This window comes from Thalassococcus profundi (assembly GCF_003344785.1).
GTDB classification, from domain to species: domain Bacteria; phylum Pseudomonadota; class Alphaproteobacteria; order Rhodobacterales; family Rhodobacteraceae; genus Puniceibacterium; species Puniceibacterium profundi.
On record NZ_QPMK01000012.1, the window covers coordinates 79,049 to 96,700 of the forward strand.

The 17,652-nt window shown below is 66.1% G+C and carries 20 protein-coding genes; 18 read left to right on the forward strand and 2 right to left on the reverse strand.

Annotated features, from left to right (window positions below; translation table 11 throughout):
* Positions 1 to 148: 148 nt before the first annotated feature.
* The gene (gene tldD / locus DU478_RS14955; protein ID WP_114511776.1) at positions 149 to 1,573 is read right to left on the reverse strand and encodes a metalloprotease TldD; all 1,425 of its coding nucleotides are present in this window, start codon (positions 1,571 to 1,573) and stop codon (positions 149 to 151) included.
* A gap of 185 nt (positions 1,574 to 1,758) precedes the next feature.
* On the opposite strand from tldD, the gene coxB reads away from it, so the two are divergent.
* The 11 genes from coxB to DU478_RS15005 all read left to right on the forward strand — a co-directional run bounded on the left by coxB (position 1,759) and on the right by DU478_RS15005 (position 11,881).
* Complete coding sequence (gene coxB, locus DU478_RS14960) at positions 1,759 to 2,640, forward strand: cytochrome c oxidase subunit II (protein ID WP_114511777.1); 882 nt, start codon at positions 1,759 to 1,761, stop codon at positions 2,638 to 2,640.
* 66 nt (positions 2,641 to 2,706) lie between these two features.
* Positions 2,707 to 3,663: a heme o synthase gene (gene cyoE, locus DU478_RS14965; RefSeq protein WP_114511778.1), complete on the forward strand. Its 957-nt coding sequence runs from the start codon at positions 2,707 to 2,709 to the stop codon at positions 3,661 to 3,663.
* Positions 3,660 to 3,827, forward strand: a complete 168-nt coding sequence (locus tag DU478_RS23150) for a hypothetical protein (protein WP_199488353.1) — start codon at positions 3,660 to 3,662, stop codon at positions 3,825 to 3,827. The genes cyoE and DU478_RS23150 overlap by 4 nt, the downstream gene beginning before the upstream one ends.
* Entirely contained in the window at positions 3,827 to 4,405 is a 579-nt protein-coding gene (locus tag DU478_RS14970; protein WP_114511779.1) for a cytochrome c oxidase assembly protein, read from the forward strand. The genes DU478_RS23150 and DU478_RS14970 overlap by 1 nt, the downstream gene beginning before the upstream one ends.
* 24 nt (positions 4,406 to 4,429) lie before the next feature.
* A complete protein-coding gene (locus DU478_RS14975; RefSeq protein ID WP_114511780.1) occupies positions 4,430 to 5,230 on the forward strand; it encodes a cytochrome c oxidase subunit 3 in 801 nt (266 codons plus the stop codon).
* A 224-nt stretch (positions 5,231 to 5,454) separates the two neighbouring features.
* Complete coding sequence (locus tag DU478_RS14980; RefSeq protein WP_114511829.1) at positions 5,455 to 6,138, forward strand: SURF1 family protein; 684 nt, start codon at positions 5,455 to 5,457, stop codon at positions 6,136 to 6,138.
* Complete coding sequence (thrC, locus tag DU478_RS14985) at positions 6,135 to 7,523, forward strand: threonine synthase (protein ID WP_114511781.1); 1,389 nt, start codon at positions 6,135 to 6,137, stop codon at positions 7,521 to 7,523. The genes DU478_RS14980 and thrC overlap by 4 nt, the downstream gene beginning before the upstream one ends.
* Positions 7,520 to 8,782: a M16 family metallopeptidase gene (locus DU478_RS14990; protein WP_114511782.1), complete on the forward strand. Its 1,263-nt coding sequence runs from the start codon at positions 7,520 to 7,522 to the stop codon at positions 8,780 to 8,782. Before thrC ends, DU478_RS14990 begins: the two co-directional genes overlap by 4 nt.
* 2 nt (positions 8,783 to 8,784) lie before the next feature.
* Positions 8,785 to 9,366 (forward strand): GNAT family N-acetyltransferase, encoded by a 582-nt coding sequence (locus DU478_RS14995; RefSeq protein WP_114511783.1) that lies wholly within the window; start codon positions 8,785 to 8,787, stop codon positions 9,364 to 9,366.
* Positions 9,367 to 9,481: 115 nt separating this feature from the next.
* Entirely contained in the window at positions 9,482 to 10,303 is an 822-nt protein-coding gene (locus DU478_RS15000) for an MBL fold metallo-hydrolase (protein WP_114511784.1), read from the forward strand.
* Positions 10,304 to 10,456: 153 nt separating this feature from the next.
* A complete protein-coding gene (locus tag DU478_RS15005; RefSeq protein WP_114511785.1) occupies positions 10,457 to 11,881 on the forward strand; it encodes an FAD-binding oxidoreductase in 1,425 nt (474 codons plus the stop codon).
* A 79-nt stretch (positions 11,882 to 11,960) separates the two neighbouring features.
* Here the strand turns inward: DU478_RS15005 and DU478_RS15010 are convergent, their stop codons facing one another.
* Positions 11,961 to 12,812, reverse strand: a complete 852-nt coding sequence (locus DU478_RS15010) for a lytic transglycosylase domain-containing protein (protein WP_114511786.1) — start codon at positions 12,810 to 12,812, stop codon at positions 11,961 to 11,963.
* Between the two features lie 346 nt (positions 12,813 to 13,158).
* Here DU478_RS15010 and DU478_RS15015 point away from each other — a divergent pair, with 346 nt between their 5' ends.
* The 7 genes from DU478_RS15015 to DU478_RS15045 all read left to right on the forward strand — a co-directional run bounded on the left by DU478_RS15015 (position 13,159) and on the right by DU478_RS15045 (position 17,621).
* A complete protein-coding gene (locus DU478_RS15015) occupies positions 13,159 to 13,338 on the forward strand; it encodes a Flp family type IVb pilin (RefSeq protein ID WP_114511787.1) in 180 nt (59 codons plus the stop codon).
* 117 nt (positions 13,339 to 13,455) lie between these two features.
* Complete coding sequence (locus DU478_RS15020) at positions 13,456 to 13,635, forward strand: Flp family type IVb pilin (protein ID WP_114511788.1); 180 nt, start codon at positions 13,456 to 13,458, stop codon at positions 13,633 to 13,635.
* Positions 13,636 to 13,753: 118 nt separating this feature from the next.
* On the forward strand, positions 13,754 to 13,933 hold the full coding sequence (locus DU478_RS15025) for a Flp family type IVb pilin (protein WP_114511787.1): 180 nt from the start codon (positions 13,754 to 13,756) through the stop codon (positions 13,931 to 13,933).
* A 123-nt stretch (positions 13,934 to 14,056) separates the two neighbouring features.
* Positions 14,057 to 14,236 carry a Flp family type IVb pilin gene (locus DU478_RS15030; RefSeq protein WP_114511789.1) on the forward strand — a complete coding sequence of 60 codons (180 nt, stop codon included), beginning with the start codon at positions 14,057 to 14,059 and terminating at the stop codon, positions 14,234 to 14,236.
* A gap of 210 nt (positions 14,237 to 14,446) precedes the next feature.
* Entirely contained in the window at positions 14,447 to 15,304 is an 858-nt protein-coding gene (gene cpaB, locus DU478_RS15035) for a Flp pilus assembly protein CpaB (RefSeq protein ID WP_114511790.1), read from the forward strand.
* A gap of 204 nt (positions 15,305 to 15,508) precedes the next feature.
* The gene (locus DU478_RS15040) at positions 15,509 to 16,939 is read left to right on the forward strand and encodes a type II and III secretion system protein family protein (RefSeq protein WP_114511791.1); all 1,431 of its coding nucleotides are present in this window, start codon (positions 15,509 to 15,511) and stop codon (positions 16,937 to 16,939) included.
* A gap of 16 nt (positions 16,940 to 16,955) precedes the next feature.
* Positions 16,956 to 17,621 carry an OmpA family protein gene (locus DU478_RS15045; protein ID WP_199488354.1) on the forward strand — a complete coding sequence of 222 codons (666 nt, stop codon included), beginning with the start codon at positions 16,956 to 16,958 and terminating at the stop codon, positions 17,619 to 17,621.
* Positions 17,622 to 17,652 lie beyond the last annotated feature (31 nt).

Below are 17,652 nucleotides of genomic sequence, written 5' to 3' on the forward strand. Positions count from 1 at the left end.
GACAGGCCTTTCCGCGGGCCGCGTTTTTCTCGAGAAAAACGAACCGGACATCTCGAGATGTCCGGCCCGCCAGGTTCCGGCGGTGGTGCGCGTCGTTTTCCTCGAGGAAAACGGTCCGGAATTCTCGGGAATTCCGGCGCCGCCGCGTTCACCCGGCCTGCGCGCCGCCCACCGTGAGCCCGCCGATCATCACCGACGGCTGGCCCACGCCCACCGGCACCCACTGGCCCTGCTTGCCGCAGTTGCCCATGCCCGGATCCAGCGCCATGTCGTTGCCCAGCGCGCGGATCTGCTGCAGCGCCGTGGCGCCGTCGCCGATCAGCGTGGCCCCCTTGACCGCGTGGCCCACCTTGCCGTCCTTCACGCGGTAGGCCTCGGTGCAGGAAAAGACGAACTTGCCGTTGGTGATGTCGACCTGGCCGCCGCCGAAGCCCACGGCGTAGATCCCGTCCTTGAGCTCGGCCAACATGTCCTTGGGATCGGCGTCGCCGCCGAGCATGTAGGTGTTGGTCATGCGCGGCATCGGCGCATGGGCGTGGCTCTGCCGCCGCCCGTTGCCGGTCGGGGCCACGCCCATCAGCCGCGCATTCTGGCGGTCCTGCATGTAGCCCACGAGGATGCCGTCCTCGATCAGCACGTTCTTGCCCGAGGGCGTGCCCTCGTCGTCGACGGTGATCGACCCGCGCCGGTCGGGGATCGTGCCGTCGTCCAGAACCGTCACGCCGGGCGCCGCCACACGCTGCCCCATCAGCCCGGCAAAGGCCGAGGCGCCCTTGCGGTTGAAATCACCCTCGAGCCCGTGACCCACCGCCTCGTGCAGCAGGATGCCGGGCCAGCCCGGACCCAGCACGATGTCCATGACGCCCGCCGGCGCGGGTTCGGCGCGCAGGTTCACCAGCGCGATGCGCAGCGCCTCGCGCGCCTTGCCCTGCCAGTCCTCGGGCGTCAGCAGCCCGTCAAGCGCGACCCGACCGCCTCCGCCGGCGGAGCCCGATTCGCGGCGGCCGTCCTCTTCGACGATGACCGAGACGTTCACCCGGGTCATCGGCCGCACGTCGGTGACCAGCGTATCATCGGCGCGCAGGATGGCGACCTCCTGCAGCGAGGCCGCGATGGAGGCGGTGACCTGCACCACGCGCGGATCAAGGTCGCGGCAGAAGGCGTCGATCTCGCGCAGGGTGTCGATCTTGACCGCAAAGGCCTGCCCGGCGATGGGGTCGGCATCGGTATAGAGCGTGCGGTTGGTGCGCGCCGGGGCGTCGGCCAGCACGCCGCCGCCGTCGCCCACCGCCAGCCGCGCCGTCTGCGCCGCGCGCCGCAGGGCAGATTCGCTCAGATCGGTGGAATGGGCGTATCCGGCCACCTCTCCGCGCACGGCGCGCAGGCCGAATCCTTCGGATGCGTCGTAATTTGCCGTCTTCACCCGGCCGTCGTCCAGCAGCAGCCCCTCGGACCGCCGGCGTTCGAGGAACAGCTCGCCATCATCCGCGCCTGCAAGGGTTTCACGCAGGATAGCAAGGCTTTGACCGCGGTCGAGCGCGGTCTCGAACGGGCGGAAGGGGGTGTCGGTCATGAAGGAGGGGCCTCATACTTTTGGAGGGCAAGCGTCCGTTTGCCGCAAGCAATAATCTTTATCTGCCTCGCAGAATATGGTTTTAAGCGACAGCAACTCAATGGGGCACCGCGTCCGCGCACCACAGAACCGGCCTGCGCCGCCCCGACCGCCGACAGAACAACCGCAACCGATCAGGGTGACACATGCGACTTAAAACGATGCTGACGGGCCTTTCGGGCGCCCTCGCCGCCACTCCCGCGCTGGCACAGGACGGGCTCGAGATCATCGGTCGTCCGACCGACGGCGCCATGGGCTTTCAGCCCGCGGTGACGGAACTGGCCCGCGACATTCACTGGCTCGACGGGATGGTGAACATCATCATCTTCGCCATCACAGCCTTTGTGGTGGCGCTGCTGGGCTGGTGCATCGTGCGCTACAACCAGAAGGCCAACAAGACGCCCGCGTCCTTCACCCACAATTCGCCCGTCGAAGTGGCCTGGACGGTGATCCCGATCGTCATCCTGGTCTTCATCGGCGCCTTCTCCCTGCCCGTGCTGTTCAAGCAGCAGGAGATCCCGACCGCCGACGTGACCATCAAGGCGACCGGTTACCAGTGGTACTGGGGCTATGAATATGTCGATCACGATTTCGCCTTCGACAGCTACATGATCGGTTCGCCCGCCACCGGCGGCGAGAACCGCAAGACCGACGAGGTCGTGGCGCAGCTCGAAGAGGCCGGCTATTCCGAGGACGAATGGCTGCTGGCCACCGACACCGCCGTGGTCGTGCCGGTGAACAAGACCGTGGTGATCCAGGTGACCGGCGGAGACGTGATCCACAGCTGGACCATCCCCGCCTTCGGCGTGAAGCAGGACGGTGTGCCGGGCCGCCTCGCTCAGCTCTGGTTCAAGGCCGAGCGGGAAGGCGTCTACTTCGGCCAGTGCTCCGAGCTCTGCGGCCAGGCGCATGCCTACATGCCGATCACCGTCAAGGTGGTGAGCGAAGAGGAATACGAGCAATGGCTCGAGGGGGCGATCGAGGAATACGCCGGCACCCCGCAAAGCTACGACGTCGCGTCGCGCTGACACCGACGCCGATCTGAAACGCGGGGGCGCAGCGATGCGGCCCCGTCGACTGACCAAGGACCGACCATGACCGACGCAAGCATTCAGCAGGCAGGATTCGACGGCGAGGCGCAGTTCGGCGACTACTTCGCCCTGCTCAAGCCGCGGGTCATGACGCTTGTGGTCTTCACGGCGCTGGTCGGTCTGCTGGCGGCGCCGGGCGCCGTGCATCCCTTCGTCGCCTTCTGCGCGATTCTCTTCATCGCCGTCGGCGGCGGCGCCTCGGGGGCGCTGAACATGTGGTGGGATGCGGATATCGACGCAGTGATGACCCGCACCCGCCGCCGCCCGATTCCCTCGGGCCGGGTCACCGGCGACGAGGCGCTGGCCATCGGCCTGTTCCTGTCGGGCTTCTCGGTTGTCTTCCTCGGTCTTGCGACCAACTGGGTCGCTGGCGGGCTTCTGGCCTTCACGATCTTCTTCTACGTGGCGATCTACACCATGTGGCTGAAGCGCTGGACCCCGCAGAACATCGTCATCGGCGGCGCCGCGGGCGCTTTCCCCCCGATGATCGGCTGGGCGGCGGCAACCGGCGGCATCTCGGTCGAGTCGGTTCTGATGTTCTGCCTGACCTTCATGTGGACCCCGCCGCATTTCTGGGCGCTGGCGCTTTTCATGCGCAAGGATTACGACCATGCGGGCGTGCCGATGCTGACCGTGACCCACGGCCGCCGGTCGACCCGCAACCACATCCTGGTCTACACGCTGCTGCTGGCCGCACTGGCCATCGCCACCGCCTTCACCTCGGTCGGCGGGCCGATCTATCTGGTCGTGGCGCTGGTTCTGAACGTGCTCTTCGTCAAGGGGGCCGTCGACATCTGGCGCCGCGATGAGGACGCCTCCGAGGCAGACAACTTCAAGGCCGAGAAAGCCTTTTTCAAGCTGTCCCTGCTCTACCTCTTTGCACACTTCGGCGCGATCCTGATCGAAGCGGCGCTGACGCGGCTGGGCTTTGCCGGCCTCGGGCTGGGAGTCTGGGCATGAGCCTTGGCCGCACACACGAGATTCACAAGCGCCGGTTCGGACGCAACCTGGGCGTGGGCCTGATCCTCGTCGGGTTCATCGCGATCATCTTCGGCCTCACGGTCGTGAAGGTGACGCGGGGCGATTACGAACCCGTGCGCGCATCCGTATCGGAGAGCAACTGATGGCGATGGATCCCAAGACCAAGACCGTTGTGCAGCTTGCCAGCGTCGTCGTGACCATGGGCGCTTTGGCCTGGGCCTCGGTCCCGTTCTACGACTGGTTCTGCCGCGTGACCGGCTTTGGCGGCGTCACGCAGGTGGCGGAAACCGGCAGCGACACCGTGCTCGACCGCGAGATCACCGTGCGCTTCGACGGCAATGTCGAAAAGGGCATGGCCTGGGAATTCAAGCCCATGGAACGTACCATGACCATGAAGATCGGCGAGGACGGGCTGGCCTTCTTTGAGGCCTACAACCCCACCGACAAGCCGATCGCGGGACAGGCCTCTTACAACGTCACCCCCTACGAGGCGGGCGGCTTTTTCAACAAGGTCCAGTGCTTCTGCTTCACCGAGCAGGTGCTGATGCCTGGCGAACGGGTCGAGATGCCGGTGAACTTCTTCGTCGATCCCGAGATCGCCACCGACCGCGACGCCAAGTACATCAAGGAGATCACGCTCTCCTACACCTTCTACGAGATCGACCTGCCCGAGGACGCGCAGGCCGCTCTTGACACCGACACGGACACCTCCGTCAACTAACGCCTATCCAACGAGGGACCAAAGATGGCGCATGCAAAGAACCACGACTACCACATTCTGAACCCCTCCATCTGGCCCCTGCTGGGGGCGCTGGCCGGGTTCGTCATGCTTTTCGGCGCGGTGCTGTTCTTCCACGGCAGCGGGCCGTGGATGCTGCTAATCGGCTTCGTGGGCACGCTTTACGTGATGTTCGGCTGGTGGGCCGAAGTGGTGAACGAAAGCCAGGTGGGCGATCACACGCCGGTGGTGCAGATCGGGCTGAAGTACGGCTTCATCCTCTTCATCATGTCCGAGGTGATGTTCTTCTTCGCCTGGTTCTGGAGCTTCTTCAAACATGCGCTCTACCCCATGGGCCCGGACAGCCCAGCGATCGACGGCGTCTGGCCGCCGGCGGGGATCGAGACCTTCGACCCCTGGCACCTGCCGCTGATCAACACGCTGATCCTGCTCTGCTCGGGGGCTGCGGCAACCTGGGCGCACCACGCGCTGGTGCACGAGAACAACCGCCGCGACATGAAGAACGGCCTGATCCTCGCGATCCTGCTGGGCGTGCTCTTCACCGGCTTCCAGGCCTATGAATACAGCCACGCGGCCTTCGGCTTTTCCGGCAACATCTACGGCGCCAACTTCTTCATGGCGACGGGCTTTCACGGCGCGCATGTGATCATCGGCACGATCTTCCTGCTGGTCTGCCTGCTGCGCCTGATGCGCGGGCACTTCACCCCGAACAAGCACGTCGGCTTCGAGGCCGCGGCGTGGTACTGGCACTTCGTCGACGTGGTGTGGCTGTTCCTCTTCGCTGCGGTCTATGTCTGGGGCGGCTGAGGCTTCTCAGGTCCAAATTTCGCAAACGCCCGCTTCATGGCGGGCGTTTTGCATTTCGGGGGCTCTGCCCCCGTCGCGGCAGGCCGCGACTCCCCCGAGGGTTATTGAAAACCGGAGAAGCGCAAGCGCGCCGCGCGGTGTGAGGCGACAGCGCATTTGAGTTGAAGACTGGTGCGCTGCCGGGCTAAGGCAGGCGCGCATCCGCAACACGGGACCCGCTGATGGTGAAACGCATTCTGGCACCCTTGATCTTCGGCCTCGCCGGCATCGCGATCCTGCTGTGGCTCGGCTTCTGGCAGCTGGACCGGCTGGCGTGGAAAGAAGGCGTGCTGGCCGAGATCGAGGCGCGCATCGGCGGCTCGCCAGAGCCCCTGCCGGTGCTGGTCGACCCGGAGGCGCAGCGGTATCAGCCCGTCGTGCTCGACGGCGTGATCGGCGACGAGGTGCTGCGGGTGCTGGTGTCGCAAAAGGTGGTGGGCGCGGGGTACCGGCTGATCTCGGCCTTCGACACCGGCGGCCGGCGGGTGCTTCTGGACCGCGGCTTCGTTCCGGTGGCCGAAGGAGAGGCCGGTTATCCCGGCGGACCGGCGCAGGTCACCGGCAACCTGCACTGGCCCGACGACCGCAATTCCTCGACCCCCGAGAACGACATCGCCGGCAACACCTGGTTCTCCCGCGATATCGGCGCCATGGCCGAGGCGCTGCAGACCGAACCGCTGCTGGTCGTGGCGCGCGAGGTCAACCCCGGCGATGCCCGCATCGATCCCCTGCCGGTGGACACCAGTGGTATTCCCAACGATCATCTGCAATACGCGATCACCTGGTTCTCGCTGGCCCTGGTCTGGGCGGTGATGACCGGCGCGCTGATCTGGCGCCAGCGATCCGCGAAGGAAAGACACGAGACATGAAGTACATCTCGACCCGGGGACGTGCCCCGGCGCTGACATTCGAAGAGGCGATGCTGTCCGGGCTGGCGCGCGACGGCGGGCTTTACGTGCCCGAAGAGGTGCCGGTGATGACCCCCGGCGACATCCGCGCGCTGCACGGGCTGAGCTACGAAGAGGTCGCGTTCCGGGTGATGCGGCCCTTTGTCGGCGACGGCTTCACCGACGAGGTATTCGCCGATCTCATCGCCAAGAGCTATGCCGGTTTCGGCCACGGCGCCCGCGCCCCGCTGGTGCAGCTGGCGCCGGGGCATTTCCTGCTGGAGCTGTTCCACGGGCCGACGCTGGCCTTCAAGGACTTCGCCATGCAGCTGATCGGGCAGCTCTTCGAAGAGGCGCTGACCCGGCGCGGCGAGCGGGTGACCATCGTCGGTGCGACCTCGGGCGACACCGGGTCGGCGGCCATCGAGGCGTTCCGGGGGCTCGACGCGGTCGATGTCTTCATCCTCTACCCGCATGGCCGCGTCAGCGAGGTGCAGCGGCGCCAGATGACCACGCCGGTCGAAGAGAACGTGCACGCGGTCGCCATGGACGGACATTTCGACGACTGCCAGGCGCGGCTCAAGGACATGTTCAACGATTTCGACTTCCGCGACGGCGTGCGGCTAGCGGGCGTCAACAGCATCAACTGGGCCCGGGTGCTGGCGCAGGTGGTCTACTACTTCTCCTCCGCGGCGAGCCTCGGCGCGCCCGAGCGCAAGGTCAGCTTCACCGTGCCCACGGGCAATTTCGGCGACATTTTCGCGGGCTACATCGCCAAGAAGATGGGGCTGCCCATCGACAGGCTGGTGGTGGCAACCAACCAGAACGACATCCTGCACCGCTGCCTGAGCACCGGCGATTATCGCATGGACGAGGTCACGCCCTCGATCAGCCCGTCGATGGACATCCAGGTGAGCTCCAACTTCGAACGGGCGCTGTTCGACGCCTACGGGCGCGATGGCACGCCGGTGGCGCAGCTGATGGACGAACTCAAGAGCGGCGGCTTCCACGTCAGCCAGGGCGCGCTCGAAGCCCTGCGCGAACATTTCACCTCCGGCCGCGCCAGCGAGGCCGAGACCATGGCGACGATCACGTCGGCCCATGCGACCATGGGCGAACTGCTCTGCCCACATTCCGCCATCGGCGTGAAGGTCGCCGAGGAACAGCGCGACCCGGGCGTACCGATGATCACCCTCGCCACCGCCCATCCGGCGAAATTCCCCGACGCCGTGGAAGAGGCCAGCGGCCTCCGTCCGCCCCTGCCCGAACGCATGGCCGACCTTTTCGACCGGCCCGAGCGCGTGACCCGCGCCCGCAACGACCTTGCCGACCTCAAGACCCTGATCCAGGAGCGTATTCCCTCGTGACCGTGAACCTCACCACCTTGCCCAACGGCTTTCGCATCGTCACCGAACACATGCCGGGGCTGCAATCCGCCTCCATCGGTATCTGGGTGACCGCCGGCGGGCGGCATGAACGGCCCGAACAGAACGGCATCGCGCATTTCCTCGAACACATGGCGTTCAAGGGCACCAGGACCCGCAGCGCGCTGCAGATCGCCGAGGCGATCGAGGACGTCGGCGGCTACATCAACGCCTACACCAGCCGCGAGGTCACCGCCTACTACGCCCGCGTGCTCGAAGCCGATACCAGCCTCGCCCTCGACGTGATCGGCGACATCCTGATGAACCCGGTCTTCGACCCGCGCGAGATCGAGACCGAGCGCGGCGTGATCCTGCAGGAGATCGGCCAGGCGCTCGACACGCCCGACGACGTGATCTTCGACTGGCTGCAGGAAAAGGCCTATCCCGACCAGCCCATCGGCCGGACGATCCTGGGCGAGGCGGAGAACGTGAATCGCTTTACCGCCGAAGATCTGGCCGGCTTCGTGCGCGAACACTACGGCCCGGACCAGATGATCCTGTCGGCGGCCGGCGCGGTGGACCATGACGCGCTGGTGAAACAGGCCGAGGCGCTGTTCGGCGGGCTGGCGCCGCGCGATGCCGATGGCGTGGACCCCGCACGCTTTGCCGGCGGCGAAAGCCGCAACGAGAAGAAGCTGGAACAGGCGCATTTCGCGCTGGCCTTCGAGAGCCCTGGCTACCGCGACGAGGATTTCTACACGGCGCAGGTCTATTCCATCGCCCTTGGCGGCGGCATGTCCAGCCGACTGTTCCAGGAGGTGCGCGAAAAACGCGGCCTCTGCTACACGATCTTCGCCCAGACCGGCGCCTATGCGGACACTGGCATGACGACGATCTACGCGGGCACCAGCGCCGGCGAATTGCGCGACCTCGCCCATATCACCGTGGACGAGATGAAGCGCGCCGCCAGCGACATGAGCCCCGAGGAAGTCGCCCGCGCCCGCGCGCAGATGAAGGCCGGGCTGCTGATGGGGCTCGAAAGCCCGTCGAGCCGCGCCGAACGGCTGGCGCGGCTGATGCAGATCTGGGGCGAGGTGCCGCCGATCGAGTCCACGGTCGAGAAGATCGACAACGTCACCACCGGCGACGTGCGCAGCTTTGCGATGCGCATGGCGGGCCAGGCCCCGGCGGCGATGGCGCTTTACGGCCCGGTGGCGGATGCGCCCAGCCTCGACGATCTCCAGGCGCGCCGGGTGGCCTGACCATGCTGATGCGGCGCAAGCTGAGGATCGAGACGGAACGTCTGACCCTGCGACCGCCGCAGCACGCGGATTTCAACCCCTGGACCAGCCTGCGCCAGCAGAGCGAAGCCTATCTCACCCCCTGGGAGCCGACCTGGGCCGAGGATCACCTCAGCCGCCGCGCCTTCACCAACCGGGTCTACTGGGCCAACCGGTCGGTGAGCGCGATGACGGCGATGCCGCTGTTCCTGATCCGCCGCGCCGACAGTACCCTCGTGGGCGCGATCACCCTGGACAACATCCGCCGCGGCCCGGCGCAGTCGGGGACGCTGGGCTACTGGACCGGCCAGCCCTTTGCCCGCCAGGGCTACATGGCCGAAGCCATCGCGGCGGTGGTGCACCATGCCTTCGAACGGCTGGACCTGAGCCGGATCGAGGCCGCCTGCCTGCCGGAGAACGTCGCGTCGCGCGGGCTGCTGGAGCGGTCCGGGTTCAAGTATGAAGGTGTGGCGCAAAGCTACCTGCAGATCAACGGGCGCTGGCGCACCCATGTGCTCTATGCCGCGCTGCGCATGGACAGGCGCGGCCGCACGCAGGTGGGCTGAAGAGCGGCGCGATCCGCCCGTGCGGGCGTCCTCGCCGCGACTCGTCCCGGATCACGGCATTCTTAGCTGACCCCGTGGCAATCTGCGCTAGTCTGCCGCTCAGGAGGACCTGCCGATGATCCGTTACGCCCTTGCCCTCGTGCTTCTTGCCGGCACCGCCGCCGCACAGGACAGCCGCCGCCCCAGCCACTGCATCGCCATCGCCGATGCCGCGCCGGGGCTCGAATACCTGCACAAGGCCGCCTTCACCGATCCGGTGCCGGAGTTCTCGGTGCGGATCCAGTACATCTCGCACGCGTCCTTCCTGATCCAGACGCCCGGCGGGCTGAACGCCGTCACCGACTTTACCGGCTACATCGGCAACACGCGGATGATCCCCGACATCGTGACCATGAACCACGCCCACGACACCCATTGGACCGCCAATCCCGACCCGGCGATCCCACATGTCCTGCCCGGTTGGGGCGACTTCGGGGAAGGCATCGACCACCATGTCGACCTGGGCGAGATGCTGGTGCGCAACGTCTCCACCGACATCCGCTCGGCCTTCGGCGGACGCGAGGACAACGGCAATTCGATCTTCGTCTTCGAAGTCGAGGGGCTTTGCATCGGTCACCTGGGTCATTTGCATCACGAACCCAACGACCAGCAATACGCGGCGCTTGGCCGGCTCGACGTGGTGATGGTGCCGGTGGACGGCGGCTATACTATGGAGATCCCCGCGATGATCCGCATCGTCGAGCGGCTGAAGTCCAGCGTTGTCATCCCAATGCACTGGTTCTCGGGCACCGCGCTCGAGATGTTCCTAGATGGGGTCGGCGACACCTTCGCCATCGACCGGCGCGGCGAGAGCAGCATGGAAGTCTCGCTGCGCGACCTGCCATCCCGCCCCACGGTTGTGGTGCTGCAACCGGAGTGGCTGCGCGATCCGCAATAACGCACCCACGCCCTGCCCTTCTCCGGTTTCCAATAACCCTCGGGGGAGTCGCGGCCTGCCGCGACGGGGGCAGAGCCCCCATTTCGCTTTGGTTTCCGCGCGGCACGCGTTAGGTCCCTAGTCACCTCAGACCCGACCGCCCGGAGACCGTCCATGCCGCTCAATCCCGCCGACGACGCCTTTGCCGAGAGCCTGCGCCGGGCGTTGCCCGACGATAGGCTGCGGCGGGCCGAACCGCGCTACCTAGAGGAACCGCGCGGCCGCTGGGCGGGTGGCAGCGGCTGGGTAGCCCTGCCGCGCAGCGCCGACGAGGTGAGCACCCTGATCCGCGCCGCCGCAAAGGCCCGAGTAGGCGTGTTGCCCTACGGCGGCGGCACCGGGCTCGTCGGCGGGCAGGTCGCACCGGGGGACACGCCCGCGCCGCTGATCGTCTCGCTCGAGCGGATGACCGCGATCCGCGCCGTCTATCCGCAGGAAAACGTCCTGGTGGCCGAGGCCGGCGCCGTGCTTGCGGATGTTCAGGCCGCGGCCATGGCAGAGGACCGTTTGTTCCCGCTGTCGCTGGCCTCCGAAGGCTCCGCGCGGATCGGCGGGCTGCTGGCCACCAACGCCGGCGGCGTCGGCGTGCTGCGCTACGGCAACGCCCGGGATCTGACGCTGGGGCTCGAGGCGGTGCTGCCGGACGGGCAGATCTGGCACGGGCTCAAGCGGTTGCGCAAGGACAACACCGGCTACGACCTGCGCCACCTGCTGATCGGCGCCGAAGGCACTCTGGGCCTGATCACCGCTGCCAGCCTCAAGCTGTCGCCGGTCCCCGCCGCGACCGGGACCGCGGTGATGGTGGTCGAGAGCCCGCGCGCGGCGCTGACACTCCTGTCGCTGGCGCGCAGCCAGGTGGGCGAGGCGCTGTCAGCCTTCGAGATCATGCATCGGCAGGGCTACGAGTTCCTGGCCGAGACCCTGCCCGACATCCGACGCCCCTTCGATCCTGCCCCGGACTGGAGCGTGCTGATCGAGGTCGGCCTGTCCGCCGGTCTCGATCCCGCCGAGGCACTGGAGCAGCTCTTTGCCGATGCCTTCGAGGCGGACCTGGTGAGCGACGGGCTCATAGCGCAGAACCAGGCCCAGGCGCAGGACTTCTGGACCCTGCGCGAACACATCCCCGAGGCCAACCGCCGGATCGGCGCGGTCGCGAGCCACGACATCTCGCTGCCTCTGAGCGCGGTGCCGGAGTTCATCGAGCGCGCGCCCGGGGCGCTGGCACAGGTCGGCAGTTTCCGCGTCAACTGCTTCGGTCACATGGGCGACGGTAACCTGCATTACAACATCTTCCCGATGCCCGGACGCAGCCGTGCCGATCATGTGAACCAGGCCGAGGAAGTCAGCCGGGTGCTGCACGACCTGGTGCACGAGATGGACGGATCGGTGAGCGCGGAGCATGGAATCGGCCGGCTCAAGGTCGACGATCTGCAGCGCTATGGCGATCCGGCCAAGCTGAGCGCCATGCGGGCGATCAAGGCGGCGCTGGACCCGGAGGGCATCATGAACCCCGGCGCGGTGCTGCCGCCTGCCTCCTGAACCGCGCTGGCGCGCGGTACGAGAGGCCAGCCTCTCGTGCTCTCCGAGGTATTTTTGAACCGAAGAAGGGGGAGGCGCTTCAGCGGTTGGACACGGCGAAGACGCAGCCATCCGAGATCAGCTGCGGCGGCGTCAGGCACAGGCCCTTGGCGGTGTCGAAGGCGGCCAGCACCTTGGGGATGTAGTCGCGAGTCTCCGCATAGGGCGGCACGCCGCCGGCAGGCGCGATGGAATTCTCGCCCGCGTTGTAGCCTGCCAAAACGAGAATCGGATCGCCGTCGAATTTCTCCATCAGGAAATCAAGGAAGGTGACGCCGCCCTTGATGTTCTGCGCCGGATCGAGGCTGTTACTGACCCCGAAGCGTTCGGCGGTGGCGGGCATGAGCTGCATCAGCCCCTGCGCGCCGGCGGAACTGACCGCATCTGCGCGGCCGCCGGACTCGACCGACATGACAGCCAGCGCCAGGGCCGGGGACACGCGGGTGCCGACGGTGGACCTGAGGATCTCGAGCCCGTGGGCGGCGGCGATGTCCTGCAGGTGCTGCAAACGTGGCGCCGACACCGCCTGCCCCTGAGGTGCGTTCTTGAGGCTGATGAGCGCCGGTTCCAGCCGCCCGGGGCCGGTGGAGTCGAGCTTGGGCGACACCGCGTTCCAGAACCAGGCGTAGCGGCCCACCCCCTGTTCCCGTCCGCCGGGCGCCGCCGGGGCCACGGCCTGCGCCTCGGGCGCGGGGGCGGGTTTGTCGGGGCGCGGCGGAACCGCCGGGTTGGCGCGCGGGGCGATCTGCACTGTGATGCGTTTCTTGGTGCCGGGTTTCGGCACGGTCACGCGCTTGGCCGAGAAATCGGCCAGCACGACCGGCGCCTCGGCCAGGGCCGGTTGCACGAGGATTGCAACAAGCCCCGCGGCAAGAAGGGGGATGCGTGTCATGACTGCTCTGCCTCTGTCGGGCGGTTTGTCGCAACTGTCGCACAAACACGGCATTCGGCCAATATCGTTGCCGAAATTGCGACGATGATTCAGGCCGACTGATGCATTTGCATCCTCCAAGGCGTGGCCAGAGGCATGCGAAATCAAAACTTCTCTATGCGATTCAATCGGTTGAAAGAAAAATCACCGGTTCTTGGTTAAACCGCAAAGTCTCTCCAATCCCGTCAAAATGATGCCCCATTCGGCTGGCTATATCGCTGCATACCGAACGGGACGGGATGTGTGAGAAGCATCAGGGATGTCCTCGCCGGTGAGACGTGAGCAAACAAATCTACGGAGAGAACCCATGCTGAACTTCATCAAAAACTTCCGCCGTGACGAAGACGGCGCCGTGACCGTCGACTGGGTCGTGCTGACCGCAGCCGTCGTTGGCCTGGCCATCGCAGCCTACACGGCCATCGAAACCAGCTCGCTCGGCCTGATCACCGCCGCCGGCGGCGCCGTCACCGGCCAGAACGACTTCTAAGCGGTGGGCGCGGATCACCGCGCTGCCGAACCCGGCATACCGGTCAACAGCTGACCGGCTGCCGGTCCCCCGACCTTACAGACCTGATCCCGACCCGGGACAATCGGAGAAAACACAATGCTGAACTTCATCAAAAACTTCCGCCGTGACGAAGACGGCGCCGTGACCGTTGACTGGGTCGTGCTGACCGCGGCCGTCGTTGGCCTGGCCATCGCCGCCTACTCGGCCATCGAGACCAGCTCGGTCGGCCTGATCACCGCCGCCGGCGGTGCCGTCACCGGCCAGAACGACTTCTAAATCGTTTGCGCGGGTCACCGCGCGCCTGATCCCGGCGCTTCGGTCACCATCTGACCGGGCGCCCGTATCCGGAATTTCACAAACCTGAGCCCGACCCGGGCCAATCGGAGAGACCACAATGCTGAACTTCATCAAAAACTTCCGCCGTGACGAAGACGGCGCCGTGACCGTTGACTGGGTCGTGCTGACCGCAGCCGTCGTCGGCCTCGCTATCGCAGCCTACACGGCCATCGAAACCAGCTCGCTCGGCCTGATCACCGCAGCCGGCGGTGCCGTCACCGGCCAGAACGACTTCTAAGTCCGGTCCGGGCCAGACCCGGATCGCCAGACTTCGTTCTTGAAACGCTTCGGCGCGGCCGGCCCCACTCGGGCCGGCCGCGCCAGACCCCAAAAAACTCCATTTGAACTGAAGGGTCCCAGGATGTTCAAATTCATCAAGAAAGTCCGCAAGGATGAAGACGGTGCCGTTTCGGTCGACTGGGTTGTCATCACTGCCGCTGTCGTGGGCCTGTCGGCCATCGGCTTCTGGACGGTCGAAGACGCATCTTTCGGACTCATGACGGCGGCAGGTGGCGCAGTCACCGCCCAGAACGACTTCTGATCGAAGATCGAAGGTTCAAGCCAAGCGCTCAAAGGCCGCGCCCAGAACGGGTCCGGCCCTTTTTGCTTTTTGTGCCGCGTGAAACGCGCCGCACAAGAACCGATAACACTCCCCGTTTTTGCCACAATCCTCGGTCATAGACGGGATTAATCACGCCAGGGCGGACAAGGCGTTCGCACGGGCTGCAGAGGCAAAAGCGAGAGGAAAGACATGCGACTGGTATTTGGTTTGGTGCTTTTGGCGGGCCTGGGTTTGGCCGGTTTCGCCGTGTACATGGCACAGAATTACATCGGGGCGTATCAGAACGCACTCGAACAGGAACGGGCCCGCTCGGTCGAAGCGGTGCCGACCCAGATGATCTACGTCGCGGACCGCGCGCTGGCCTACGGTGAGGAGATCACCGCCGAGGACGTGCGACTGGCCGCCTGGACCAAGGACACCCTGCCCGACAGCTTCTTCGACGAGGCAAAGCCCTTGGTGGTCGACGGCGACGAAGCGCGTATCGTGCTGCGAGCCATGGACAAGAACGAAGCCTTTACCGGCACCAAGGTCAGCGAACCTGGCGGCGACGCCGGGTTGACCTCGCGCCTCGACAAGGGCCAGCGCGCCTTTGCCATCAAGGTCGACGTGGCCACCGGCGTGTCCGGCTTCCTGCGTCCGGGTGACCGGGTCGACATCTACTGGACCGGCCGCATCCCCGGCAACGATCCCAACCTGCCCCAGGGCGACGTGACCAAGCTGATCCAGACCGGCGTGCAGCTCATTGCCATCGACCAGCAGTCCAATACCGATGGCAGCGACGTGACCATCGCCCGCACCGTGACCGTGGCCGCCAGCCCGCAGGTCGTGGCCTCGCTGGCCCAGGCGCAGTCGACCGGGAATCTGTCGCTGTCGCTGATGAGTGCCACCGACGACACCGTCGCCGAGGCGATCGAGGTCGATCAGCTCTCGCTCTTGGGCATTTCCAAGAAGGAAAAGAAGGCCGAGGCCAAGGCCCTGGAGGTTTGCACCATCCGAACACGCCGTGGCGCGGAGGTCGTGGAAATCCCGATCCCCTGCACAAACTGACGCGAAATCAGCCTCTTGCCAGCAAAGGGCGCCCGTTGGGCGCCCTTTCGCATTGTCGTGAGACAGGCCCCCTGTTGCCACTTATCCACATAACTTTTGCAGGGGAAGTCATTGATTCTTGCAAAAAATCTGAAACTGACGCAGGCTCTTTCAAAATGCAGGCGAAAGATCTGCGACAGAGGCGTGATCGAAAGGGCAGGTCACATGACATATGACAGATTCCTGAAGGCGGCCCTCGTGGGGCTGGCCCTGAGCGTCGCACCCGCGGCGAACTTGGCGCAGGCGGAAACCCTGCGCGTCGTGCGCGGCGCGACCGATGCGGCGCTCAGCGTACCGATGAACCGGGCCGTGGTGGTCGAAAGCGACCTTCCCTTTGCCGAGCTCAGCGTGGCCAACCCCGCCATCGCGGACGTCTCTGCGCTGTCTGACCGGTCGATCTACGTGCTGGGCAAGGCGCCGGGCACCACAACACTGACCATTCTCGACGGCAACGGGCGCCTGATCACCAACGTCGATGTGCGTGTCGCCGCCGACGTGACCGAATTCAAGGAACGCCTGCGGCAGATCCTTCCCGGAGAGAATATCGAGGTCCGCACCGCAAACGACGGCATCGTGCTGTCGGGCCAGGTCTCGGGCATCCAGAAGCTCGACCGCGCCCTGGCGCTGGCCGAACGCTACGCCCCCGACCGGGTGTCGAACCTGATGACCGTGGGCGGCGTCCAGCAGGTGATGCTCAAGGTCCGTTTCGCCGAAATGCAGCGCTCGGTCGCGAAATCCCTGCGCGCCTCGCTCGCCACCGGCGGGTCGGTGCTCAACGGCGATCTCGGGCTGGAGCTGGGCACCGGCAACGCCTCGCCAAATGCCGCCGTAGACCGCGTCGCCAACAAGCTTTTCCCGCAGTCCGGGTCGAACGCCTCCGAAGGCGCGGTGCTGTTCGGGTTCAACGCCGGCGGTCTCGAGGTGGGCATCCTTCTCGAAGCGCTCGAAGCCAAGGGCATGGTGCGGTCGCTGGCCGAACCGAACCTGATCGCGCTGTCCGGGCAAGAGGCCAAGTTCCTGGCGGGCGGCGAATACCCGGTGCCCGTGGCGCAGGACGGCGGCACGATCTCGGTCGAATTCAAGCCCTTCGGCGTAGAGCTGAACTTCATCCCCCGGGTGATCGACGGCGACCTCATCAACCTCGAGATGGAAACCGCGGTGTCCTCGATCGACCCCGACAACGGCTTCAACCTCGAATCGATCCGCATCGACGCCTTCCGGCGCCGCGAAGCCTCGACGACGGTCGAACTGCGTGACGGCGAAAGCTTTGCCATCGCCGGCCTGCTGCAGGACGATTTCCGCGACCTCAACGGCCAGGTGCCGTGGCTTGGCGACATCCCGATCCTCGGCGCGCTGTTCCGCTCGGCCGAATACAGCCGCGAACAGTCCGAACTGGTGATCATCGTGACACCGCACCTCGTGACCCCCACCCGGGGCGAGGCGCTGGCGCTGCCCACCGACCGGGTGCGCATTCCCTCCGAAAAGGACCTGTTCCTGAACGGGCGGGTCGTGGGCGGCAACACGCCGACCCGCGGCGGTGCGGGCGAAGTTGCCAAGCAGGACTTCAATGGCTCATATGGCTATGTGATGGATTAAGGCGATGCGGGGGCTCATGTTCAACAGATTCTCACTCATTCTGGGCGGAACCGCCCTCCTGTCCGCATGCTCCCCTGTCGGTGACCACGTCGACGGCCATTTCTACCGCGAGGCGGGCGCGCTGGTCGATACCGGCACCTTCGGCAACGCCACGATGAACAACACGCTCATCATGAACGGCGAGCGGCAGTATACCTACGACCTGTCGCAGCGCTTCGCCTCCGAAGTGGTGACGACGGTGAATTTCGCCTTCAACTCGGCCGCGCTGGACGGCGGGGCACAGGATGTGCTGCGCGAACAGGCAGCCTGGATCCGCCAGTTCCCCGAAGTGCATTTCCGTGTCTACGGTCACACCGACAAGGTCGGCAGCGACGGCTACAACAAGGCGCTGGGTCTGCGCCGCGCGCAGGCGGTGGTGGCGTTCCTGGCAAGTCAGGGCATCAGCACCTCGCGGCTCGAGGCGGTTGTGTCCTTCGGCGAAACCCAGCCGCTGATCGTGACGCAGGGCCGCGAACGCCGCAACCGGCGCACCGTGACAGAGGTGTCGGGCTTCGTATCGGGCCATCCCAACGTGCTGGACGGCAAGTATGCCCAGATCATCTACCGCGATTACGTCCGCAGCGCCGAGGCGCCGACCGGTCTGTCCGGCATCGAAGGATCGGAGTTCATCACCTCCGAGTAAGCCGGGGCCCCTGCCCTCGGCCGTGTTTCGA